The organism is Pseudomonas sp. AC247 (assembly GCF_979258015.1).
Genome location: NZ_OZ409829.1, coordinates 2,229,870 through 2,252,484 on the forward strand (window position 1 = coordinate 2,229,870; position 22,615 = coordinate 2,252,484).

Sequence of the window (22,615 nt, forward strand, 5' to 3'; positions counted from 1 at the left end):
TGAATAGTTGCGGCGCCATCGCTGGCAAGCCAGCTCCCACAGGGATCTTCAGCGTACACAAAATGTGTGAGAGACCAAGAAACCTGTGGGAGCTGGCTTGCCAGCGATGAGGCCCGCGCATTCAACATCGAATTATCAGAACGACCGCACAATCCGCCCCAACGTCTCCATGGCCTTTTCCGAATCCTCGGTCCACGGGCTGCCGTAATTAAGGCGAATACAATTCCTGAAACGCTGCGTCGGCGAAAAAATCGGTCCCGGTGCGATGCTGATGCCCTGCGCCAATGCCATCTGAAACAGCTTGAGCGAATCCATCTGCGGCGGTAATTCCAGCCACAAGAAGTAGCCGCCTGCCGGTTGGCTGACCCGTGTCTGTGCCGGGAAGTAGCGGGCAATCGCGGCGAGCATCGCGCTCTGTTGTTCTTCCAGTGCGTAACGCAATTTGCGCAGATGCCGGTCGTAGCCACCGTGTTGCAGATAGTCGGCAATCGCCGCTTGCGCCGGCATCGAGGCGCACAGCGAGGTCATCAGTTTCAGCCGTTCGATTTTCTGCGCGTAACGCCCGGCGGCCACCCAACCGATGCGGTAGCCGGGGGCGAGGCTCTTGGCGAACGAGCCGCAATGCATGACCAAACCTTCGGTGTCGAAGGCCTTGGCCGGTTTCGGTGCCTGCTGGCCGTAATAAAGCTCGGCATAGACGTCGTCTTCGATCAGCGGCACCTGATGACGGCGCAGCAGTTCGACCAGTTCCTGTTTCTTCGCCTCAGGCATGGTCGCGCCCATCGGGTTCTGGAAACTGGTCATGCACCAGCAGGCCTTGATCGGATGACGTTCCAGAGTCTGCGCAAGCACGCCGAGGTCGATGCCGTCGCGCGGGTGCACGGGGATTTCCACGGCTTTGAGTTTCAGCCGTTCCAGCACTTGCAGGCTGGCGTAAAACGCCGGGGCCTCGATGGCCACCAGATCGCCGGGCTCGGTCACCGCTTGCAGGCAAAGATTCAGTGCTTCGAGGGCGCCGTTGGTGATCAGCAGTTCTTCCATCGGCAGCATCAGGCCGCCAACCATATAGCGCAGGGCTATCTGTCGACGCAGTTGCGGGTTGCCCGGCGACATGTCGGTGACAACCATGCGCGGGTCCATCTCGCGGGCGGCGCTGGCCAGCGAACGCGACAGGCGTTGCAGCGGGAATAGCGTCGGGCTGGGGAACGCCGAGCCGAAGGGTACGGTGCTCGGGTCCTTGATCGATTCCAGTACCGAGAACACCAGTTCGCTGACATCGACTTCGGTGGAGTCATTGACGTGACTGCTGATGACGGGCTCGGAAAACGGGCTTGGCGCGTGGGTGTTGACGAAGTACCCGGAGCGCGGCCGGGCACGAATCAGGCCACGGCGTTCCAGCAGGTAATACGCCTGGAACACCGTGGACGGGCTGACGCCGTAGGTCTGGCTCGCGTAACGCACCGAAGGCACGCGCTGGCCGGGGCCGAGGACGCCGGAGCGGATCAGTTCAGCGATGTCGTCGGCGAATTTTTCGTAGCGTTTCATCGAGGAGCCTTGGTGCTGGTTGATGATGAGGTGTGTCAGGAGAACTGCCCCTCACCCTAACCCTCTCCCAGAGGGAGAGGGGACTGATTGGGGGATGCTTGTGAACTACACCGACCTGAACATGCTTTGCTGAATCCATAATCGACTCGGTCTGTCAGGTCGATGTATAGCGACAGACACCTCGGTCGGCCCCCTCTACCCCTGGGAGAGGGCTGGGGTGAGGGGCCGGATTCTAACGGTTCAGCGATTCATCGGCGCAACAAACCTGCTCTTCGCCACACTGTAAACCTCAGGCTCATCGCTGTCGGCAATCTTGAAGCTCAGGGTCTGCGAGCTGCTGGCCGGGCGCTCCGTGGTCATCGCCACCGACACCGGCACATCGACAATTTCCCCCGGTGCCAGGCTCAGTTCGGTCTTGCCTTGCAGCTGGAAGCCATCACCATCCACCAGCGTCAGGTTGTAGTCCTGGCGTTGCTGGGTCTTGTTGATGACTTTGAGGCTATAGATGTTTTCGATCTGGCCCTGACCGTTCTCGCGGAATAGCCCACGATCCTTGGTCACGTCCAGCGACACCATCGGCCGCTCGACCAACGCCAGCGCCAGAGCGCCAATCATTGCCAGCAGCACCACGGTGTAGCCGATAAGTCGGGGCCGCAGCAGGTGCGTCTTGCCACCCTGCAATTCGCGCTCGGAACTGTAGCGGATCAAACCGCGCGGGTAGTTCATCTTGTCCATGATCGAATCACAGGCGTCGATGCACGCCGCGCAACCGATGCACTCCATCTGCAAGCCGTCACGAATGTCGATGCCGGTCGGGCAGACCTGCACGCACAACTGGCAGTCGATGCAATCGCCGAGCCCGGCTTCAAGCGGTTTGACGTCACGTTTGCGCGGGCCACGGTTTTCGCCACGGGCCACGTCGTAGGCAATCGCGAGGGTGTCCTTGTCGAACATCACGCTCTGGAAGCGCGCATATGGGCACATGTGCATGCACACCGCTTCACGCAGCCAACCGGCGTTGATGTAAGTGGCAGCGGTGAAAAACAGCACCCAGAACAGGCTGACACCGCCGATCTGCAAGGTCAGCAGCTCTTCGGCCAGTGGCCGGATCGGGGTGAAGTAGCCGACGAAGGTCAGGCCGGTCATCACGCTGATCGCCAGCCACAAGGTGTGCTTGGCCGCACGCCGCGCGAGCTTGTTCAGGCTCCACGGTGCGGCTTGCAGTTTGATGCGCTGGTTGCGCTCACCTTCAGTGATTTTTTCGCACCACATGAAGATCCACGTCCACGAGCTCTGCGGGCAGGTGTAGCCGCACCAGACCCGGCCAGCGAACACGGTGATGGCGAACAGGCCGAACGCGGCAATGATCAACAACGCCGAGAGCAGGATGAAATCCTGTGGCCAGAAGGTCGCGCCGAAGATGTGGAATTTGCTTTCGGAAAGGTCCCAGAGCACTGCCTGCCGGCCACCCCAGTTCAGCCACACGGTGCCGAAGAACAGCAAAAACAGAAACCCCGCGCCGCTCATGCGCAAGGTGCGAAACAGACCGGTGAAGCTGCGGGTGTGAATCTGGTTGTCGCTGGATTTGGCCGTCGCCTTCATTGGGCGTGCGGGCACACTTTTTATAGTGGGAGATGCTTCTACGGTTCGGACGGGGATTTGTTCGCTCATGGTTATTCGCTCATCAGCCTCCATCAGGCCAGAGCACTATGAGCGTCGATCTGTTTGCATAACAGACTCAGGTATTTCAATAAAAAGCGGATCAGATGGCTTTTTGCACAGCGCCTGCGTCAACTTGAAGCAGCCCGCAGACAAAGGCGCAAACGCCTATCGCAGACGTTTGCGCCGGGTGTTGATCCGGGTCAGTCAAATCACCGAATCACTCTCGTCGGCCTTCAGGTGCTTGCGACCGTCTCTGGCACCGGCAACGGTCAAGGCGTCGGCCTCGGCTTCGGTGATGTAAACGCGGCGGCCTTCTATTTCAACGAAAGACATGGCTTTGTCGCTATCTGTCCTGACTTCAAGGGTGTCGCAAATGCGAATTTCCTCACCATTTTCGACGGTGAAAAAACACACTTTTTGCTCGGGATTGGATTCATCGACTCGCAGAGGCATGGCGGCAGTCCTTTTTTCAGGGGTATCTGCAAGGTTAGGGCGCGCGCTTCGCTGATCGTTCTGCGCAACTGATTAATGGTCGCCGCTGTCCATCGTCTATGAGCCAATAACAAGGACTGCACGATGAACGCGTGGTGGCATGAAGTGTGGGCAACCCTGCAAGCGGAATTCGCCGACGTCGGCGATGCGTCGCAGCTGACGCGCATTACCGTACGCCTGCTGATGGCGGCGATTCTCGGCGGGATTCTCGGGTTTGAGCGTGAGCACAAAGGCAAGGCCGCCGGGGTGCGCACGCACATGCTGGTGGCACTCGGCGCGGCGCTGTTTGTGCTGGTGCCGCAAACGTCAGGGGCGGAGTCCGATGCGATGAGCCGGGTGCTGCAGGGGGTGATTGCCGGGATCGGTTTCCTCGGCGCCGGGACTATTTTGAAGAACCCGGAAGGCGACGAAGGTCACGTAAAGGGCCTGACCACAGCGGCGGGTCTGTGGATGACAGCGGCAATTGGCGTGGCGGCAGGGATGGGCAAAGAGGCGACGGCGTTGCTCAGTACCTTGTTGGCGTTGGGCATCTTCAGCGTGATGCCACGGATCGTGAAGTTTTTCGAGAAGGAAGAGCAGAAGACGGATGACCACTGATCGCTCCTGCGCCGGCTGATCATTCCCACGCTCTGCGTGGGGATGCCTCAATGGACGCTCTGCGTCCGCTTGGGGACGCGGAGCGTCCCGGGCTGCATTCCCACGCCGAGCGTGGGAACGATCAGGTACCTGAGGGGTGGCGGATTCAGAGGATCACGGGGGGCATGGTCGTTGGTGGTTCTTCCTTGGGCGGTGGTGTGGTGCCTGGTGGTTCCTGCTCGGGAATCGGTTGCGGTTCGGTTTCGGGCAGGGTGGGTTTGTCGATGTTCGGATCGGGTGTTTCGGCCGGGATCGGGATGTTCATCGGTGGACCTCCGTGTGGCACATGGCGTGAGAAGTGCTTAAGTGGATTGACCACCTCGTGGCGAATTCGATCCGCTTTTCTGTAACGGCAATTTCATCTGAACTTTTCCCGGGGCAGGTCGCTCGGAACCTAAGTGAGTTCATTCCGGACGGGCGTTCGATTGCGAACGCTGAACCGGCACAAGAGCGTCCTTTGGGCGTTAAGGAGAGATGCTCAATGACTGCTGAAACCCCCTCAGAACTGAGCTACAACCCGCACATCCCGCTATCGCAGGCCTTGTTGTTGCCACGCATCGCCATTGAAAACACCCAGCCGACCCTCGATGGCGGCCAGTTTGCCGTCAAGTCGATTGCCGGACGCGAAGTTGTGGTCACCAGCAAGGTGTTTGCCGATGGCCACGACAAATTGGCCGTGCGCATTCGCTGGCGCGAGGAAGGCGAGGAGACCTGGCAAAGCGAGGTCATGTCCGATCAAGGCAATAACGGCTGGCAAGGCCAGTTCCGCCCTGAGCATCAGGGCCGTTTCCTCTATTGCATCGAAGCGTGGATCGATCACTTCGCCAGTTTCCAGTACGAGCTGGAGAAGAAACACACCGCCGCCGTACCGGTTTCGCTCGAGTTGCAAGAAGGCCGGACGATGGTGCAACAGGCCGCCGAACGCAGCGAAGGCCAGCTCAGCGAACAGCTCGCCGCGCTGCACCATGAACTGTCGGGGTTGCTCGAAACCGAGCAGGTCGCGCTGTTTCTGCACTCGCGCAGTGCGCAATTGATGGCCGAGGCCGATCACCGCGCCTACTTGAGCGTCAGCCCTGAATTCCCGGTAGACGTCGAGCGTGAGCTGGCCGAGTTCGCCAGTTGGTACGAGCTGTTTCCACGCTCGATCACCGATGACCCCAAACGTCACGGCACCTTTAATGACGTGCACTCGCGCTTGCCGATGATCCAGGACATGGGTTTCGACGTGTTGTACTTCACGCCGATCCACCCGATCGGCCGCGCGCATCGCAAGGGTCGCAACAATTCGCTGAGCGCTGGCCCGGATGATCCTGGCAGTCCGTATGCGATTGGCAGCGAGGAGGGTGGTCACGAGGCGATTCACTCGCAACTCGGTACTCGCGAAGACTTCCGTCGACTGGTGGCGGCGGCTGCCGATCATGGTCTGGAAATCGCTCTCGATTTCGCCATTCAGTGTTCTCAGGATCACCCGTGGCTCAAGCAGCATCCGGGCTGGTTCAACTGGCGCCCGGACGGCACGATCAAATACGCGGAAAACCCGCCGAAGAAATATCAGGACATCGTCAACGTCGACTTTTACGCGCCGGATGCGATTCCGAGCCTGTGGGTCGAGCTGCGCGACATCGTCATCGGTTGGGTCGAGGAGGGTGTGAAGATCTTCCGCGTCGACAACCCGCACACCAAACCGTTGCCGTTCTGGCAATGGTTGATTGCCGATGTGCGGGCGTTGCACCCGGAAGTGATCTTCCTCGCCGAGGCGTTCACCACGCCGGCGATGATGGCGCGGTTGGGCAAGGTCGGGTACACGCAGAGTTACACCTATTTCACCTGGCGCAACACCAAGGCCGAACTGGCCACGTACCTCACCGAGCTGAATGAATCGCCGTGGCGCGAGTGCTACCGGCCGAATTTCTTCGTCAACACGCCCGACATCAACCCGGCGTTCCTGCATGAGTCCGGGCGTCCGGGTTTCCTGATCCGCGCGGCGCTGGCCACCATGGGTTCGGGCCTGTGGGGCATGTATTCGGGCTATGAACTGTGCGAAGCGGCGCCGGTGCCGGGTAAAGAGGAGTACCTCGATTCGGAGAAGTACGAGATTCGCGTCCGCGACTTCACCGCACCGGGCAACATCATTGCCGAGATCGCCCAGCTCAACCGCATCCGCCGGCAGAACCCGGCGTTGCACACGCATCTGGGCCTGAAGGTCTACAACGCCTGGAACGACAACATTCTGTACTTCGGCAAGCGCAGCGCCGATGGCAGCAATTTCATTCTGGTCGCGGTCAGCCTCGATCCGCATAACGTGCAGGAAGCGAATTTCGAACTGCCGCTGTGGGAAATGGGCTTGCCGGACGATGCGACGACCCATGGTGAAGATTTGATGAACGGACATCGCTGGGACTGGCATGGCAAATACCAGTTCATGCGCATAGACCCGGCTTACCAGCCGTTCGGCATCTGGCGAATCACCACTACGTAATGATCGTTCCCACGCTCTGCGTGGGAATGCATCCCGGGACGCTCTGCGTCCAAAATCGGACGCAGAGCGTCCATGGCGGCATTCCCACGCAGAGCGTGGGGACGATCATCGTGGGACGCTTCTCAAGAATTCAGCAGGAGTTTCACATGGCGAAGAAACCCAAGGCAGCCACCTTTATCAAAGACCCGCTCTGGTACAAGGATGCGGTGATCTATCAGGTTCACGTAAAATCGTTTTTCGACTCCAACAATGACGGGATCGGCGACTTTCCCGGCCTGATCGCCAAACTCGATTACATCGCCGAACTCGGCGTCAACACCATCTGGCTGTTGCCGTTCTATCCCTCGCCACGCCGTGACGACGGCTACGACATTGCCGAATACCGTGGCGTACACAGCGATTACGGGACCATGGCCGATGCCAAGCGCTTCATCGCCGAGGCGCATAAACGTGGTTTGCGGGTGATCACCGAGCTGGTCATCAACCACACCTCTGACCAGCACCCGTGGTTCCAGCGCGCGCGCAAAGCCAAGCCCGGCTCGGCGGCACGGGATTTTTACGTGTGGTCCGATGACGATCAGAAATACGACGGCACGCGGATCATTTTTCTCGACACGGAAAAGTCCAACTGGACCTGGGACCCGGTCGCCGGCCAGTACTTCTGGCATCGTTTCTATTCGCACCAGCCGGACTTGAATTTCGATAACCCGCAAGTGATGAAAGCCGTGCTCTCGGTGATGCGTTACTGGCTGGACATGGGCATCGACGGCCTGCGCCTCGACGCCATTCCGTACCTGATCGAGCGCGACGGCACCAACAACGAAAACCTCCCCGAGACCCATGACGTCCTCAAGCAGATTCGCGCCGAAATCGACGCCAATTACCCCGACCGCATGCTGCTCGCCGAGGCCAACCAATGGCCGGAAGACACCCAGCTGTATTTCGGTGACACCGACGCCAGCGGCTTGAATGGCGACGAATGCCACATGGCGTTCCACTTCCCGCTGATGCCGCGCATGTACATGGCGTTAGCCCAGGAGGATCGCTTCCCGATCACCGACATTTTGCGCCAGACCCCGGAAATTCCCGCCAATTGCCAGTGGGCGATTTTTCTGCGCAACCACGATGAATTGACCCTGGAAATGGTCACCGACAAAGAGCGTGACTACCTGTGGAATTACTACGCCGCTGACCGCCGCGCACGGATCAACCTCGGTATTCGTCGACGCCTGGCACCGCTGATGGAGCGCGACCGTCGTCGTGTCGAGTTGCTTAACAGCCTGCTGCTGTCGATGCCCGGCACGCCAACGTTGTATTACGGCGACGAGATCGGCATGGGCGACAACATTTATCTCGGCGACCGCGACGGCGTACGCACGCCGATGCAGTGGTCGATCGACCGCAATGGCGGCTTCTCCCGCGCCGATCCGGCAAGCCTGGTGCTGCCGCCGATCATGGACCCGCAATACGGTTACCTGTCGGTCAACGTCGAAACCCAGGCGGGTGATCCGCATTCGTTGCTCAACTGGACGCGACGCATGCTTGCCGTGCGCAAGCAGTCCAAGGCGTTCGGTCGCGGCACGCTGAAGATGCTTTCGCCGAGCAACCGAAGGATTCTCGCGTACACCCGCGAATTCACCGACGCCGACGGCAAACACGAAATCATCCTCTGCGTGGCTAACGTGTCGCGCAGCGCGCAAGCGGCGGAACTGGACCTGTCGGCGTACGTCGGCATGGTGCCGGTGGAGATGCTCGGCGGTAACGCGTTCCCGCCGATTGGCCAGTTGAATTTCCTCCTGACCCTGGCGCCGTACGGTTTCTACTGGTTTGCGCTTGCCACGGAAAATCAGATGCCGAGCTGGCACGTGGAACCTGCGCAGAGCCTGCCGGACTTCACCACGCTGGTGCTGAAAAAACGCATGGAAGAGCTGCTCGAAGCGCCGTCCCGCGCGACGCTGGAGCAAAACATTCTGCCGAGCTGGCTGCAGAACCGTCGCTGGTTCGCCGGCAAGGACGCGGCCATCGACAAGGTGAATCTGGCCTACGGTGTGCGCTTTGGCGACGCCCAACATCCGGTGCTGCTCAGCGAAATCGAGGTCACCAGCGCTGGCCAGACCAGCCGTTATCAGTTGCCGTTCGGTTTTATCTCCGAAGATCAGGTCGGCCCGGCGCTGCCGCAGCAACTGGCGTTGTCGCGCGTTCGTCGCGTGCGTCAGGTCGGTTTGATCACCGATGCGTTCAGCCTCGAAGCGTTTATTCGCGCCGTGCTGCAAGGCATGCAGAACAACACCGTGCTGGAATCAACCGAGGGCGAGATCCGTTTCGCACCGACGGCGCAACTGGAAAAACTCGGCCTCGGTGCCGAGTCGGAAGTGCGCTATCTGTCGGCTGAGCAGTCGAACAGTTCGGTGGTGATCGGCAACAGCCTGGTGCTCAAGCTGATCCGCAAAGTGGCTTCTGGCGTGCACCCGGAACTGGAGATGAGCGCGTACCTGACCGAGGCTGGTTTCGAGAATATTTCCCCATTGCTTGGCTCGGTGATTCGTCGCGATGCCAAGGGCGAAGACAACTTGCTGATGATCGCCCAAGGCTATCTGAGCAATCAGGGCGACGCTTGGGAATGGACGCAGAACAACCTCGAACGGGCACTGCGCGATGAACTTGCCGATGCCATGTCCGAGCAGGAGCAACATTACAACGCGCTGGGCGAATTGAAGGATTTTGCCAGCATGCTCGGCCAACGCCTGGGCGAGATGCACAACGTGCTCGCGGCACCGACCGACAACGCCGATTTCGCCCCGCAGGTGTCCACCGCCAAGGACATGCAAGCGACGGCCAAGGATATTGCTGCTCAAGTCGAACACGCGCTGAAGTTGCTCAAGCAGCATCAGGGCGAACTCAGTGCGGCGGATCAGAAGCTGGTGAAACGGCTGGTCGACGAGAAAAAAACCATCCTCGCCCATGTGCAGGACCTGGCGAAGAAAGCCACTGGTGGCTTGCGCATTCGCGTGCATGGCGATCTGCACCTGGGCCAGGTGCTGGTGATCAAAGGCGATGCCTACCTGATCGACTTTGAGGGCGAACCGGCGCGGCCATTGAGCGAGCGCCGTGGCAAACACAGTCCGTACAAAGATGTCAGTGGTGTGCTGCGCTCCTTCGATTACGCGGCGGCGATGACCATCAACGTCCACAACGTCGACCACAGTGCCGAGTCCGAAGACGCCCGCCGTCGCGTGGCGGAACGCTATCTGCTTGAAGCGCGTGAAGCATTTGTTCAGGCATATCGCCGCGCGGCAGCTAGTCTTGATCATGCTTGGCAAGATCCTGAAGGGGCCGACGCTGCGCTGGCATTGTTCGGTCTGGAGAAGGCGGCCTATGAAGTGGCCTATGAAGCCGAAAATCGCCCCACGTGGCTGCCCGTGCCGTTGCACGGTTTGTATGGGTTATTGACGGGGCTTAAACCCTTTTCCGATCTTGGTGGAGAGTAGTCATGAGTTTCTCGAACAAGGAACAGGGTCAGGTCAAAGAAGCATTGCTGCCCTCGGCGAAAGATATCGATGCCTTGGTGCGTGCTGAACATCACGATCCTTTTTCAATTCTTGGCCCGCATGGCGATGGCGCTGGCGGGCAATTCATTCGCGCTTATCTGCCCGGTGCGTTGAGCGTTGTGGTGCTGGACAAGGACAGCGGCGAAGAACGCGGCCCGCTGGAGCAAACCGAAACGCCGGGGCTGTTTGTCGGCCATTTCGAGCAGGCGCGGCCGTACCAGTTGCGCACGCGCTGGGCCGGTGGCGAGCAGGTCGCGGAAGATCCGTACAGCTTCGGCCAGTTACTCGGTGAAATGGATTTGTATCTGTTCGCCGAGGGCAATCACCGCGACCTCAGCGCCTGCCTTGGCGCGCAGCTGAAAACTGTCGATGGCATCGACGGCGTGCGGTTTGCCGTATGGGCGCCGAATGCCCGGCGGGTCTCGGTGGTCGGTGATTTCAACGTCTGGGACGGCCGTCGCCATCCGATGCGCTTGCGCCATCCGTCCGGGGTCTGGGAGTTGTTTATCCCGCGCCTGCAAGCGGGTGAGTTGTACAAATATGAAATTCTCGGCGCCCACGGGATCTTGCCGCTCAAGGCTGACCCGATGGCGCTGGCCACCAGTCTGCCGCCGGACACCGCGTCGAAAGTCGCCGAGCCGCTGCAAATCGATTGGCAGGATCACGACTGGATGAACAGCCGCCGTGACCGCCACAAGCATTCGGCGCCATTGTCGATCTATGAACTGCACGCCGGTTCCTGGCAGTGCGAGCTGGATGATCTGGGCGAGGTGGCGCGTCAGTACACCTGGCCGGAATTGGCCGAGCGGCTGATTCCTTACGTCAAGGAACTGGGCTTCACCCACATTGAATTGATGCCGATCATGGAGCACCCGTTTGGCGGTTCCTGGGGTTATCAATTGCTCTCGCAATTTGCCCCGAGTGCGCGCTACGGCTCGCCGGCGCAGTTCGCGGAATTCGTCGACGCCTGCCACCGGGCGGAAATTGGCGTGATCCTTGACTGGGTGCCGGCGCATTTCCCGACCGATGCTCACGGCATGGCGCAGTTCGACGGCACCGCGCTGTACGAATATGGCAATCCGCTGGAAGGTTTCCATCAGGATTGGGACACGCTGATCTACAACCTGGGGCGCACCGAAGTGCACGGCTATATGCTGGCCTCCGGGCTGCACTGGTTGAAGCATTTCCATGTCGATGGTTTGCGCGTCGATGCGGTGGCCTCGATGCTGTACCGCGACTATTCGCGCAAGGCGGGCGAGTGGGTGCCGAACCGTCACGGCGGGCGGGAAAATCTGGAAGCCATCGATTTTCTCCGGCACTTGAATGACGTGGTAGAGCTGGAAGCGCCAGGCGCCCTGGTGATCGCCGAGGAATCCACGGCGTGGCCGGGCGTCAGTCAGAGCACCCAGCAGGGCGGCCTCGGTTTTGCCTACAAGTGGAACATGGGCTGGATGCACGATTCGCTGCATTACATTCAGCAGGATCCGGTGTACCGCGCGCATCACCACAATGAGCTGAGTTTCGGCCTGGTCTACGCCTGGTCTGAGCGCTTCATCTTGCCGATCTCCCACGATGAAGTGGTGCATGGCAAACACTCGCTGATCGACAAGATGCCCGGCGATCGCTGGCAGAAATTCGCGAATCTGCGGGCTTATCTGAGTTTCATGTGGACGCACCCGGGCAAGAAGCTGTTGTTCATGGGTTGCGAGTTTGGCCAGTGGCGCGAGTGGAATCACGATCAGCAGCTGGATTGGTATCTGCTGCAGTATTCCGAGCACAAGGGCGTACAGAAACTGGTTGGCGACCTTAATCGGCTGTATCGCGAGGAGCCAGCGCTGCACGATCAGGATGACGCGCCGCAGGGGTTCCAGTGGTTGATTGGCGATGATGCGATCAACAGCGTTTACGCCTGGCTGCGCTGGAGCAAGGACGGCCAACCGGTGCTGGTGGTGGCCAACTTTACCCCGGTACCGCGTCAGGCCTATCGCGTGGGCGTGCCGTTTGCCGGGCGCTGGACAGAGCTGCTCAACAGCGATGCCGACACCTATGCCGGTTCCAATTACGGCAATGGCGGCGGGGCGTTTACCGAGGAAGTGCCAAGCCATGGCCAGTCGTTATCGCTGGAACTGAACCTGCCGCCGTTGGCGGTGCTGATCCTCAAGCCTGAGGGTTGATCCAAGGCGCTGCAAAACCTGTGGGAGCGGGCTTGCCCGCGATGAGGCCGTCACTTTCAGCATTTTTGGTGACTGACACGCCGCCTTCGCTGGCAAGCCAGCTCCCACAGGGATCTTCGGTGATCTGAAGCTCACCAGCGCATGCGCACACCCAGGCTGCCAATCAGGCCATTCAAATCGTTGCCATCAATATCGCTGGAACTGACCTGCCGCCATTGGCGGTGTTGATCCTCAAGCCTGAGGGTTGATCCAAGGCGCTGCAAAACCTGTGGGAGCGGGCTTGCCCGCGATGAGGCCGTCACTTTCAGCATTTTTGGTGACTGACACGCCGCCTTCGCTGGCAAGCCAGCTCCCACAGGGATCTTCGGTGATCTGAAGCTCACCCACGCATGCGCACACCCAGGCTGCCAATCAGGCATTCAAATCGTTGCCATCAATATCGCTGGAACTGAACCTGCCGCCGTTGGCGGTGCTGATCCTCAAGCCTGAGGGTTGATCCAAGGCGCTGCAAAACCTGTGGGAGCGGGCTTGCCCGCGATGAGGCCGTCACTTTCAGCATTTTTGGTGACTGACACGCCGCCTTCGCTGGCAAGCCAGCTCCCATAGGGATCTTCGGTGATCTGAAGCTCACCAACGCATGCGCACACCCAGGCTGCCGATCAGGCCATTCAAATCGTTGCCATCAATATCGCTGGAGCTGACCTGCCGCCATCGGCGGTGTTGATCCTCAAGCCTGAGGGTTGATCCAAGGCGCTGCAAAACCTGTGGGAGCGGGCTTGCCCGCGATGAGGCCGTCACTTTCAGCATTTTTGGTGACTGACACGCCGCCTTCGCTGGCAAGCCAGCTCCCGCAGGAATCTTCGGTGATCTGAAGCTCACCAACGCATGCGCACACCCAGGCTGCCAATCAGGCCATTCAAATCGTTGTCGTCGACATCGCTGCTGTAATCGGCACTCACATACAGACTCACCGACGGTGTCATGCGCGCCACCAGTCCCAGGCCCAATTCAACGGTCGACGACTTGCGACTGCTGCTGATCTTGTCGACCTGATCGAGCGTCACCGTATTGCCGGTGTACACCGTGTGCCAGAGGTTGGTGCGCACGTACGGTTCGACCGGCAGACCGTTCAAGTCGTAACTGCCTTTCAGCCGGGCACCGACACGACCGCTCCAGGCGGTCAGGTCTGTTGATGAGGCATTCCCCGATCCGGCATACGGCGTGTCTAGGGTGATGCGCTGGTTGATCAGTTGCGCCTGCGGTTCCACCACCCAATTCTCACTCAAACCAATCGGAAAACCGCCCTCCACCGAAAAGGTCAGTGCGCTGCCTTCAGTGGCTTGCCGCGCGCCTTGTTCGTTGCGGCTGAAGCCACTGACGCGGCCACCGCTGGCGGACAGGTCGACGTGCCAGCCTTGCGCGCCGGTCAGGCTGTAATAGGCGCCGAGGCTCTGCCCTTGCAGGTTGAGGGTGTCGGTGGTCGGATCGCTTTGGGCGCGACTGGTGAGCAGGCCGTTGCCGTTGGCTTGAATCTGGTTGAGGCCGCCGATCAGGCCGATGGTCTGGGTATGACCGCTGCCACTTTGCAGAGTCAGGATCGCCGGACCCTTAAAGTCGCCACTGCCAGGCATCGCAAAACCCGAGGACAACACATCGTTTTGCGCCTGACGGGCAGGGCGTCCGTAGAGCTGATCCCAGGCATTCGGTGCGAGGTCTTCAGTGATCAGGTTGGCGCCACGCACGTCCGGCCGTGAGCTGAAGCGTTGCTGATCGGGAGTGATGACGGTCGCTGGCAAGGTCATGACCGGTACGTCCGCGCGATACCACGGCGTGGTTTCATCCGCCGCAGGACCGGCCTGCGCCTCCATGGATGAGCACAGCAAGATAGAACTCGACACTGTGCAGAATGTGATTTTGATCTCGTGTGGGGTAATTGAAGTTCTCATGGAGGTCTACCTTGCAAGCGCATGCATTCTCTCTGTGTGGCGTCTCTCCTACCCCGAACGAGGGGCGACCGAATGGAGCGGGGCGAACCGTGGCCGCTCGATTTCGCGAGTGTCCGAAGGCTCGCCCCGGGCAGTGATTCCGGGGGTAGTAAGGTAGAGATAAGAAGAGTCGCGCGTGCTCGTCAAGAAATTGAACGATGAGCGGTAGTGGCAAAACGGGGTTTGCAAGCGTTTGTTTTTCTGCACATAACTAAGTGGTTGTTTGTATGGAATATCGAAGGAAAGCCTCGCCATACGGAGGTTTTATTGCCGACGGAAGGTCTGCCATCACATGCAAACCCCCCATATGGCCGATCACTGCGTGTAGGGCGTTGCTGTCAATATTTCGTCCAGGCAATCGCATGATTACAGGTGAACTTCAACCGCCAGCGGCAGGTGATCGGAGAGATGCGTCCACGGCTTGTTGCCGAGGATACGTGGGTCGTGGCTGCTGGCATTGCGCAAGTAGATGCGGTCCAGTCGCAGCAAGGGGAAACGTGCCGGGTAGGTCTTGGCCGGGCGGCCATGATGACGTTCGAACGCTTCGTGCAAATAGTCACGGCGGGAGAGGGCCGCATTGCCCTGCAACTGCCAGTCGTTGAAGTCGCCGGCGATGATCACCGGGGCATCGTCCGGCAGGGATTCGAGCAATTCGCAGAGCAGTTGCAGCTGCAACTGGCGATGGCTTTCGAGCAGGCTCAAGTGTACGCAGATCGCGTGGACCTCTGCATGCCCCGGTACGTCCAGCACACAGTGCAGCAGGCCGCGGCGTTCGGGGCCGGTGATCGACACGTCGAGATTACGGTATTCGCGAATCGGGTATTTCGACAGCAGGGCATTGCCGTGGTGACCGTTGGGGTACACGGCGTTGCGTCCGTAAGCGAAATCGCTCCACATACTGTCGGCGAGAAACTCGTACTGCGAGGTTTGCGGCCATTCGTTGTAACGGCTCGAATGACGTTCGTGCTCACCCACCACCTCTTGCAGAAACACCAGGTCGGCGGCCGTGCTGCGCACGGCTTCGCGCAGTTCCGGCAAGATGAAACGCCGATTGAGCGCGGTGAAACCCTTGTGCGTATTGACCGTCAGCACGCGCAGGCGATGAATGCCGGGCGCATCGTTAAGGTGACGCTTGGGATCGCTGGACACGTGCACTCCTCTGAATCTGTCTGCTTATTCATGCGACTGATGCAGAGGCCCAGCAGTTCCTTTTCATACCCATCCGTGTAGGAGCTGCCGAAGGCTGCGATCTTTTGATCTTGTTTTTAGCAGCCAACTTCAAAAGATCGTCCGATCGCGGCCCGAGCCTTCGGCAGCTCCTACAGGGGGCTGTTGTTTTTTTAGAGGAAGACGATTTCGTAGGGCTGGCGCATGCGTTCGAGCACCATCGGCGACAGTTTGGCTGCAAGGCCCAGTGCCGGTTCGTCGCTGAGCTGGCTGGCGTAGGCATGGGTGGCGTGGCTTTTGCGCGCGACGGTCCAAGTGTCGAGGCGAATTTTGCGGGCGCGCTCCCAGGGGATCAACTTGTGCTCGCGCTCCGGCCAGTGCCAGGCCCAGATCGGCACATCGTGAAAGGTCGCCCCGGTCAGTTCCGCCGCTCTGGCGCTGGCTCGTCCGACGGCTTCATGGTCGTTGTTGCCATCACCGCGCCATGTGCTGAACACCACGTCGCCGGGGCGCAAGTAACGGCTGATGAATTCGGTCAGTTGCGTTTCCTGATCCATCAGGCCGCTGTCGTTGAAACCACCGCGCACCCATTTCAGGCTGTGCATGGGCAGGCCCAGACGGCGCAGGGCTTCGACGCTTTCCTGGGGGCGAAACACGCTCAGGCGTTTTTCCGACCACTGCCGCGAACCGGGATGGCTGGCGCTGCCGTCGGTGATCGAGAGTAATTGCAGGGGATGGCCGAGGTTGGCCAGTAACTGCAGGAGACCGCCGGATGTCACCACTTCATCGCCGGGGTGCGGGGCAATGACCACGGCGCGCGCACCGGGCGGGACCAGACTGCGGGTATTGATGACGGGAATGTTGTCGAGTTGCGGGGCGCTGTTCCATATCTGCGCTGGCTGCCCGCTTTCGCTGAGGGATAACAGTTTCATGGGTGCGACGTCCTTGTAGTGTCTCGCCCTCAGTCGCGCACGCAGACATAAAAAGCCGCTGGTCGACCCGTGAAGGCAGGTTGATTGCCGTACGACGCTCCGAACCCTGGATTGCCGCGCAGCAGAGTATTGCTCAAGAAGCGCTGTTCGTCTCGTGACAGATTAGCCTGATCTGGTTTTTTTTCTCAAAGCTGTGCCAGTTGTCGCAGATAATCGCCAAATCCGCCGCGTGCGCGGCTGTCCAGACGGGCGCTGGTGTGAACCTGCGGGCGATGGCTCCAGGCAATGTTGGCGCCGGACAGCTCCAGCTCACGCACCAGTTGCACGTCTTCATCGCACGCCAGCGGTTGAAAACCGCCGGCCCAGCGGTAGGCATCGGCGCTGATGCCCAGGTTTGCACCGTGGATATGCCGGTGCCCGTCACAGCAGCGATAGTGGCTCTGATAGCGGATTTGCGCGGCCTGATCGAACGATTCATGCCAGTGTTCCACCGTCACGGTGCCGCATACCGCGTCAGCGCCGAGCCCGAGTTGCGCCACCAGCCAGTCGTCGGCCACGCGGCTGTCGGCGTCCGAGCAGGCGATCCAGCGTGCGCCGCGCTCCAGCAGCAGACGCGCACCGGCAGCGCGGGCCTGGCCGACGTTGCGCGCCTCGATCTGCAGGTTCAGCACCGGATAACGGCCGACGATGTGCGCCGAGCGATCGGTGCAGCTGTCCAGCACTACCAGCACTTCGACCGGTTCGCCGGCGAGCAAGGCGTGCTTGCTGGCGCGCAGCGCGGCGCTCAGGCATTCGTCGAGCAAGTCTTCTTCGTTGTGCGCCGGGATCAGAATGCCGATCATCGCAAGCCCTCCAGTGCGGCGACCGAACGTGGTTCACGGCTCCAGACCTCAAGTATGAAGTCCGCCTCCTGATGCAGCACCAGACGCGGCAGTTGCAGTTGCTCGTGAATCAAATCGTGAACCTGCCGCGCATTCAGCGGGCAGTCATCAATCGGCGGGCGCCAGTGGCAAGCGAGCAATTGGCCGTCGGCGGTCAGGGAATGGCTGATGTGACGGATAACGGCTGTCAGATCCTGGCTATCGAGGTAGTAGCCGATTTCGCTAAATACAATCAGGTCGAATTTTTCCTCCGGCCAGTCACCCGGCAGGCGGTTTTGCCGTACCTCGGCATGGTCAAATACGCTCAAGCGGGTTTGCGCCAGACGCACGGCGGCACTGGCGGTGTCGCAGCACAACAGGCGGTCGCAACGGCGGGCCAGTTCAGCGCTCAACTCACCGTTGGCGCAGCCGGGTTCGAAAATCGATCGATAGTGCGGGCGCGGCAGAGCGGCGAGGGTGATGGCGCGTTTGCGCTGTTCGTACCAGCGCTCGCGGAAGGCCCAGGGGTCATCGTTGCCGGCGAACAGACCGTCGAAATAGCGATCCTCGACACTCATAAAAACACCACTTCGAAAGGCTGCAGCAGGCGGTCGATCACGTAGGGCGCGAGCACCGGGGCGAGTCCCGCTTGCGCGTCACCTTCCAGTTGGCTGGCAAAGGCGTGCACCGCGTGGCGTTTGCGCGCGACTTGCGCCGGCGTCAGCAGAATCTTGCGCGCTCGCTGCCACGGCACGACGGCGTCTTCAGGCGTCGCCCAGTGCCACGTCCACACCGGCAACTCATGGCAGATGGCACCGACCCGGCGCGCCGCTTCGGCACTGGCGCGGCCCACGGCTTCGTGGTCGCAATGGCCATCCTCGCGCCAAGTGGTAAACACCACGTCGTTGGCGCGCAGATGCTGTTCGATGAACGCGCTCAGTTGTTGTTCCTGAGCCGCCACCTGAGTGTCGGTGAAACCACCGCGCAGCCACTTCAAACGGTGCATCGGCAGACCGAGGCGGCGCAGGGCTTCGGCGGATTCTTGTGGACGGATCACGCTCAAGCGTTCGACCGGCCAGCGTTCGGAGCCGGGATGACTGGCGCTGCCGTCGGTGACCGAGATCAATTGCAAGTCGCGCCCGGCAGCGGCAAGCAACTGCAGCAGACCTCCGCAACCGAGCACTTCATCGTCCGGATGCGGGGCAACAATCACGGCCCGCGCACCTGGGGGCACCAGGCTGAGAATGTCGATACTTTGCAACTCTGCCAGATGCCGCGAGGCCTGCCATTGATGCAAAGACGTGCCTTGGCCGACGATCGGATTGGCTTTCATAGCGACCAGACCTCATCGGGTTGACGGGCAATCAGTTGACCGAGGGCGGCGAGGTCGCGCTCGGCATGGCTTTGCCGCAGGAACACCGGCAGGTCGGCGATCAAACGAGCGAAGTGACGATCCTTGCAATACGGCCCGGCGCCCAGCGCGCGACCGACTTCGCGGATCACCTGCTCAGCGGAGTGCTCGACGACAGCACGAGCGCGTCGGGCGAGCAGTTCGGCGTTGTCCTCGGGGTGCGCATCAATGTGCAAGGCGCTGAAACGCAGCACGTCAGCCGCCGCTTGCAAGGCCGTGTCGACTGCGCCGAGGTGGGCGAGGGCATGCGGCTCTTCACGTTGCGCACATTGCTGGCGCAGCGAATCGGCAATCCGCCGTGCGGCGCCGTACCAGCACGCGGCAATGCCGACGCCGCCCTGCCAGAAACCCGGACGTTGCAAGTAATCGCCAGGATTGCCGATGGCTTGGCCTTCGGCGCCATCGAACACCACTTCAACACTGCCGGTGGCGCCCATGCCTACGGCTTGCCAGCCTTGATCGGTGATGGTCACGCCCGGTTGATCGAGTGCCACCGCCACCAGTTGTTGCTGATCATCGGCGTCCCAAGCGGTCAGCAAGGCATGACTGAGCACCGCGGCGCCGGAGCACCACGCCTTGCGCCCGTTCAGTGCGACCATGTGCCCGGCGGGACTGACCTTCACTCGTGCCTGTGGCGGTTCTGCAGCCCACATGCCCCACGTGCTGCCGGGCGTCGGCGAGCCACCGAGTTGTTCGATGATCGCCAACGCATCGGTATGGCCTTCGTAGAGTTTGCACAACCCCAGATCATGCCCGGCGACATCGGCCAGACGCTGGAAACGCTCCAGCGTCAGGCCGCTACCGGGCAACGGCAAACGATCATGCCCGGCCTCGACCATCGCCCGCAGACAGGCGCCGAGGGTCGCCGTGTCGGGATAATCCGGCGTGCGGCGAGCGAGATAGTTTTGCAGGTCCATATCAATCTTCTTCTTCGTGTTGCAGTTCGAACAGCAACAGCGAACGGCCGGTCACCGAGTATTCATGGCCGAAGTCAAAACGCTCCTGACCACGGATCGACGGCTGATTGGTATCGATCATGCAGGTCCAGAAACCACCGTCCGGCACTTCCGGCAAGGTGAAGTTGACGATGTCGTGGTGCGCGTTGACCACCAGCAGCAGGGTCGCATCGCCACCCTTGCGGCGAATGCCGGTTTCCTGCGCGCGGCCATCGAGCAGCATGCCCAGGCAACGGTTGTGCGCATCGTGCCAATGCTCGGTGGTCATCTCGGTGGCGTCCGGCGCCAGCCAGGTGACGTCCTTGACGCCGATGTCCTCGTTGTACTCGCCGACGAGAAAACGACCGCGACGCAGGATCGGGTAAGCCAGACGCAACTTGATCAGGCGTTTGACGAATTTCAGCAGCGCCTTGCCGTCTTCACTCAGGTCCCAATTGACCCAGCCGATCTCGCTGTCCTGGCAATAAGCGTTGTTGTTACCGTCCTGGGTGCGGGCGAATTCGTCACCGGCAACAATCATCGGCGTGCCTTGCGACAGCAACAGGGTCGCGAAGAAGTTGCGCATCTGCCGGTGGCGCAGCGCATTGATTTCCGGGTCGTCGGTCGGGCCTTCGACGCCGTGGTTCCACGACAGATTGTTATTGCTGCCGTCCTGATTGTTCTCGTCGTTGGCTTCGTTGTGCTTGTCGTTGTACGAGACCAGATCGTTGAGGGTGAAACCGTCGTGGGCGGTGATGAAATTCACCGACGAATACGGCCGCCGTCCACGCTGATTGAACATCTCGCCAGAAGCGGTCATGCGGCTGGCGAAGTCGGCAACCTGGCCGTCATCGCCTTTCCAGAAGGCCCGCACGGTGTCGCGAAACTTGTCGTTCCACTCGACCCAGCCCGGCGGGAAGTTGCCGACCTGATAGCCACCGGGGCCGCAGTCCCACGGCTCGGCGATCATTTTCACCTGACGCAGCACCGGGTCCTGACGGCAGGCGACGAGGAAGCTGTGACGCTCGTCGAAGCCATCGTGATAACGGCCAAGAATAGTCGCCAGGTCGAAGCGGAAACCGTCGACGTGCATTTCCGTGGCCCAGTAACGCAGCGAGTCGGTGACCATTTGCAGTACGCACGGATGGCTCAGATCCAGCGTGTTGCCGGTGCCGGAATCGTTGATGTAGAAGCGTTTGTCGTCAGGCATCAAGCGGTAGTAGGACGCGTTGTCGATGCCGCGCATCGACAGGGTCGGGCCTTGCTCGTTGCCCTCGGCGGTGTGGTTGTAGACCACGTCGAGGATTACTTCGAGATTGGCCTCGTGCAGGTGCGCGACCATCTCCTTGAACTCGGCGATCTTGCCGCTGGCCAGATAACGCGGGTCCGGGGCGAAAAACGCGATGCTGTTGTAGCCCCAGTAATTGGTCATGCCTTTGTGCAGCAGGTGCTGGTCGTTGACGAAGGCGTGGATCGGCAACAACTCGACCGACGAAACGCCGACGCTGCGAATGTGCTTGAGCACGTCGTCATTCATCAGGCCGGCGAAGGTTCCTCGCACGTTTTCCGGCACCGAGGGGTGACGCATGCTGATGCCGCGTACGTGAGTTTCGTAAATGATGGTTTTGTCCCACGGCACACTGACACGCTGGTCGTTGCCCCAGGTGTGCGCCGGGTCGATGACTTTGCACTTGGGCACGAATGGCGCGCTGTCGCGTTCGTCGAAACTGAGGTCGGCGTCGGGGTGGCCGATGGTGTAGCCGAACAGCGCTTCCGACCATTTCAGCTCGCCGACCAGTTGTTTGGCGTAGGGGTCTATGAGCAATTTGTTGTGGTTGAAACGGTGCCCGTTCGCCGGGTCATACGGGCCGTAGACGCGGTAGCCGTAGATCAGCCCCGGGTGCGCATCGGGCAGGTAGCCGTGGTAGATCTCGTCGGTGTATTCCGGCAGTTCGATGCGTTCGAGTTCGACTTCGCCGGCATCGTCGAAGATGCACAATTCGACCTTGGTGGCGTTGGCGGAGAACAGGGCAAAGTTCACCCCCAGACCATCCCAGGTCGCACCGAGCGGGAAGGGCAGGCCTTCACGAATTCTCGAAGGCTCGGCGTGCGCGGTGGGTTCGGCTTTTTTTGGACGGGTCATGATTGCTCCTGCAAAAAACGGGGACAGTTCAGTTGAAACCGATTCCCGGTAGGAGCGAGATTTTGTGGCGAGGGGATTTATCCCCGTTCGGCTGCACAGCAGTCGCAAAACCATTGCACGCGGTATGTCTGACACTCCGCAAGTGCAGCATTTGGGGCTGCTTCGCAACCCAACGGGGATAAATCCCCTCGCCACAAAAATCCATTCACCACAGAAGCCGGTTTAAACAAGGGGTTTGTGTATTTCTTGAGGACGAACGCGCCCTCGGTGGCGAGCAAGCCCGCCACACATTCATTCAGTTCAATAATCCGGTTTAGCTTTAGATCGCCTAAGGCTTGCGCGGCGCCTTGGGCTTTTTCTCGGCGGCTTTTTCGCCTGGCGGAATCACCTTGGCAGCGCTGGCCGGTTTGGCTTTGGCCGGCGGTTTTGGTTTGGCGGCCGGTGCTTTCGGCTCGGCTGTCTTGCCAGCGGCTTTACTGCCCGCAGCCTTCGGTGGTTTTTTCGGTGCCAAGGCTTCTGCTTCAGCCAGTTTGCGGGCCATCTCCCAATGGCGCGCTTCCTGACCTTCTGGCTGACCTTCGGACTCCCAGATCTGATAGGCGAATTCGCGGATGCGTTTATCGTCGGTGCTCATCGCAATGCTCCT

General features: G+C 60.5%; 17 protein-coding genes. 4 read left to right on the forward strand and 13 right to left on the reverse strand.

Going from position 1 to position 22,615, the window contains the following annotated elements:
• Positions 1–135: 135 nt before the first annotated feature.
• The 3 genes from mapR to ACZZ0B_RS10410 form a co-directional block, all read right to left on the reverse strand.
• Positions 136–1,545 carry a GntR family transcriptional regulator MpaR gene (gene mapR, locus ACZZ0B_RS10400; RefSeq protein ID WP_008087199.1) on the reverse strand — a complete coding sequence of 470 codons (1,410 nt, stop codon included), beginning with the start codon at positions 1,543–1,545 and terminating at the stop codon, positions 136–138.
• Positions 1,546–1,785: 240 nt separating this feature from the next.
• Positions 1,786–3,216, reverse strand: coding sequence for a cytochrome c oxidase accessory protein CcoG (gene ccoG, locus ACZZ0B_RS10405; protein ID WP_463545100.1), 1,431 nt, complete (start codon positions 3,214–3,216; stop codon positions 1,786–1,788).
• A gap of 195 nt (positions 3,217–3,411) precedes the next feature.
• Positions 3,412–3,660 (reverse strand): DUF3203 family protein, encoded by a 249-nt coding sequence (locus ACZZ0B_RS10410; RefSeq protein ID WP_008087195.1) that lies wholly within the window; start codon positions 3,658–3,660, stop codon positions 3,412–3,414.
• A 123-nt stretch (positions 3,661–3,783) separates the two neighbouring features.
• Here ACZZ0B_RS10410 and ACZZ0B_RS10415 point away from each other — a divergent pair, with 123 nt between their 5' ends.
• Positions 3,784–4,296, forward strand: a complete 513-nt coding sequence (locus ACZZ0B_RS10415) for an MgtC/SapB family protein (protein ID WP_158835580.1) — start codon at positions 3,784–3,786, stop codon at positions 4,294–4,296.
• A 145-nt stretch (positions 4,297–4,441) separates the two neighbouring features.
• Here ACZZ0B_RS10415 and ACZZ0B_RS10420 read toward each other — a convergent pair whose 3' ends face one another.
• Complete coding sequence (locus ACZZ0B_RS10420; RefSeq protein WP_008087190.1) at positions 4,442–4,600, reverse strand: hypothetical protein; 159 nt, start codon at positions 4,598–4,600, stop codon at positions 4,442–4,444.
• 216 nt (positions 4,601–4,816) lie between these two features.
• Between ACZZ0B_RS10420 and ACZZ0B_RS10425 the strand changes: the two genes are divergently transcribed.
• The 3 genes from ACZZ0B_RS10425 to glgB all read left to right on the forward strand — a co-directional run bounded on the left by ACZZ0B_RS10425 (position 4,817) and on the right by glgB (position 12,536).
• Positions 4,817–6,814: an alpha-1,4-glucan--maltose-1-phosphate maltosyltransferase gene (locus ACZZ0B_RS10425; RefSeq protein WP_463545101.1), complete on the forward strand. Its 1,998-nt coding sequence runs from the start codon at positions 4,817–4,819 to the stop codon at positions 6,812–6,814.
• A 146-nt stretch (positions 6,815–6,960) separates the two neighbouring features.
• The gene (gene treS / locus ACZZ0B_RS10430) at positions 6,961–10,302 is read left to right on the forward strand and encodes a maltose alpha-D-glucosyltransferase (RefSeq protein ID WP_463545102.1); all 3,342 of its coding nucleotides are present in this window, start codon (positions 6,961–6,963) and stop codon (positions 10,300–10,302) included.
• A 2-nt stretch (positions 10,303–10,304) separates the two neighbouring features.
• The gene (gene glgB, locus ACZZ0B_RS10435) at positions 10,305–12,536 is read left to right on the forward strand and encodes a 1,4-alpha-glucan branching protein GlgB (RefSeq protein ID WP_463545103.1); all 2,232 of its coding nucleotides are present in this window, start codon (positions 10,305–10,307) and stop codon (positions 12,534–12,536) included.
• 875 nt (positions 12,537–13,411) lie between these two features.
• Here glgB and ACZZ0B_RS10440 read toward each other — a convergent pair.
• The 9 genes from ACZZ0B_RS10440 to ACZZ0B_RS10480 form a co-directional block, all read right to left on the reverse strand.
• The gene (locus ACZZ0B_RS10440; protein ID WP_463545104.1) at positions 13,412–14,482 is read right to left on the reverse strand and encodes an autotransporter domain-containing protein; all 1,071 of its coding nucleotides are present in this window, start codon (positions 14,480–14,482) and stop codon (positions 13,412–13,414) included.
• Positions 14,483–14,887: 405 nt separating this feature from the next.
• Positions 14,888–15,670: an endonuclease/exonuclease/phosphatase family protein gene (locus ACZZ0B_RS10445; RefSeq protein ID WP_463545105.1), complete on the reverse strand. Its 783-nt coding sequence runs from the start codon at positions 15,668–15,670 to the stop codon at positions 14,888–14,890.
• 191 nt (positions 15,671–15,861) lie between these two features.
• The gene (locus ACZZ0B_RS10450) at positions 15,862–16,620 is read right to left on the reverse strand and encodes a PIG-L deacetylase family protein (RefSeq protein ID WP_008084139.1); all 759 of its coding nucleotides are present in this window, start codon (positions 16,618–16,620) and stop codon (positions 15,862–15,864) included.
• A 185-nt stretch (positions 16,621–16,805) separates the two neighbouring features.
• Positions 16,806–17,462 carry a glycosyltransferase family 2 protein gene (locus tag ACZZ0B_RS10455; RefSeq protein WP_463545106.1) on the reverse strand — a complete coding sequence of 219 codons (657 nt, stop codon included), beginning with the start codon at positions 17,460–17,462 and terminating at the stop codon, positions 16,806–16,808.
• Positions 17,459–18,058 carry an SAM-dependent methyltransferase gene (locus ACZZ0B_RS10460; protein WP_008084143.1) on the reverse strand — a complete coding sequence of 200 codons (600 nt, stop codon included), beginning with the start codon at positions 18,056–18,058 and terminating at the stop codon, positions 17,459–17,461. Before ACZZ0B_RS10460 ends, ACZZ0B_RS10455 begins: the two co-directional genes overlap by 4 nt.
• A complete protein-coding gene (locus ACZZ0B_RS10465; protein WP_008084146.1) occupies positions 18,055–18,813 on the reverse strand; it encodes a PIG-L deacetylase family protein in 759 nt (252 codons plus the stop codon). Before ACZZ0B_RS10465 ends, ACZZ0B_RS10460 begins: the two co-directional genes overlap by 4 nt.
• Positions 18,810–19,808, reverse strand: a complete 999-nt coding sequence (locus ACZZ0B_RS10470) for an acyl-CoA dehydrogenase family protein (RefSeq protein WP_440094001.1) — start codon at positions 19,806–19,808, stop codon at positions 18,810–18,812. The genes ACZZ0B_RS10465 and ACZZ0B_RS10470 overlap by 4 nt, the downstream gene beginning before the upstream one ends.
• Position 19,809: 1 nt before the next feature.
• Positions 19,810–21,969 (reverse strand): glycogen debranching protein GlgX, encoded by a 2,160-nt coding sequence (glgX, locus tag ACZZ0B_RS10475; protein WP_440093999.1) that lies wholly within the window; start codon positions 21,967–21,969, stop codon positions 19,810–19,812.
• A gap of 328 nt (positions 21,970–22,297) precedes the next feature.
• The gene (locus tag ACZZ0B_RS10480) at positions 22,298–22,603 is read right to left on the reverse strand and encodes a DUF2934 domain-containing protein (protein ID WP_463545107.1); all 306 of its coding nucleotides are present in this window, start codon (positions 22,601–22,603) and stop codon (positions 22,298–22,300) included.
• Between the last annotated feature and the right edge of the window lie 12 nt (positions 22,604–22,615).

What these genes read in the sequence shown, in the direction of transcription:
- mapR (WP_008087199.1), bottom strand. Translation starts at nt 1,545, where the DNA reads ATGAAACGCTACGAAAAATTCGCCGACGACATCGCTGAACTGATCCGC.
- ccoG (WP_463545100.1), bottom strand. Translation starts at nt 3,216, where the DNA reads ATGAGCGAACAAATCCCCGTCCGAACCGTAGAAGCATCTCCCACTATA.
- ACZZ0B_RS10410 (WP_008087195.1), bottom strand. Translation starts at nt 3,660, where the DNA reads ATGCCTCTGCGAGTCGATGAATCCAATCCCGAGCAAAAAGTGTGTTTT.
- ACZZ0B_RS10415 (WP_158835580.1), top strand. Translation starts at nt 3,784, where the DNA reads ATGAACGCGTGGTGGCATGAAGTGTGGGCAACCCTGCAAGCGGAATTC.
- ACZZ0B_RS10420 (WP_008087190.1), bottom strand. Translation starts at nt 4,600, where the DNA reads ATGAACATCCCGATCCCGGCCGAAACACCCGATCCGAACATCGACAAA.
- ACZZ0B_RS10425 (WP_463545101.1), top strand. Translation starts at nt 4,817, where the DNA reads ATGACTGCTGAAACCCCCTCAGAACTGAGCTACAACCCGCACATCCCG.
- treS (WP_463545102.1), top strand. Translation starts at nt 6,961, where the DNA reads ATGGCGAAGAAACCCAAGGCAGCCACCTTTATCAAAGACCCGCTCTGG.
- glgB (WP_463545103.1), top strand. Translation starts at nt 10,305, where the DNA reads ATGAGTTTCTCGAACAAGGAACAGGGTCAGGTCAAAGAAGCATTGCTG.
- ACZZ0B_RS10440 (WP_463545104.1), bottom strand. Translation starts at nt 14,482, where the DNA reads ATGAGAACTTCAATTACCCCACACGAGATCAAAATCACATTCTGCACA.
- ACZZ0B_RS10450 (WP_008084139.1), bottom strand. Translation starts at nt 16,620, where the DNA reads ATGAAACTGTTATCCCTCAGCGAAAGCGGGCAGCCAGCGCAGATATGG.
- ACZZ0B_RS10455 (WP_463545106.1), bottom strand. Translation starts at nt 17,462, where the DNA reads ATGATCGGCATTCTGATCCCGGCGCACAACGAAGAAGACTTGCTCGAC.
- ACZZ0B_RS10460 (WP_008084143.1), bottom strand. Translation starts at nt 18,058, where the DNA reads ATGAGTGTCGAGGATCGCTATTTCGACGGTCTGTTCGCCGGCAACGAT.
- ACZZ0B_RS10465 (WP_008084146.1), bottom strand. Translation starts at nt 18,813, where the DNA reads ATGAAAGCCAATCCGATCGTCGGCCAAGGCACGTCTTTGCATCAATGG.
- ACZZ0B_RS10470 (WP_440094001.1), bottom strand. Translation starts at nt 19,808, where the DNA reads ATGGACCTGCAAAACTATCTCGCTCGCCGCACGCCGGATTATCCCGAC.
- glgX (WP_440093999.1), bottom strand. Translation starts at nt 21,969, where the DNA reads ATGACCCGTCCAAAAAAAGCCGAACCCACCGCGCACGCCGAGCCTTCG.
- ACZZ0B_RS10480 (WP_463545107.1), bottom strand. Translation starts at nt 22,603, where the DNA reads ATGAGCACCGACGATAAACGCATCCGCGAATTCGCCTATCAGATCTGG.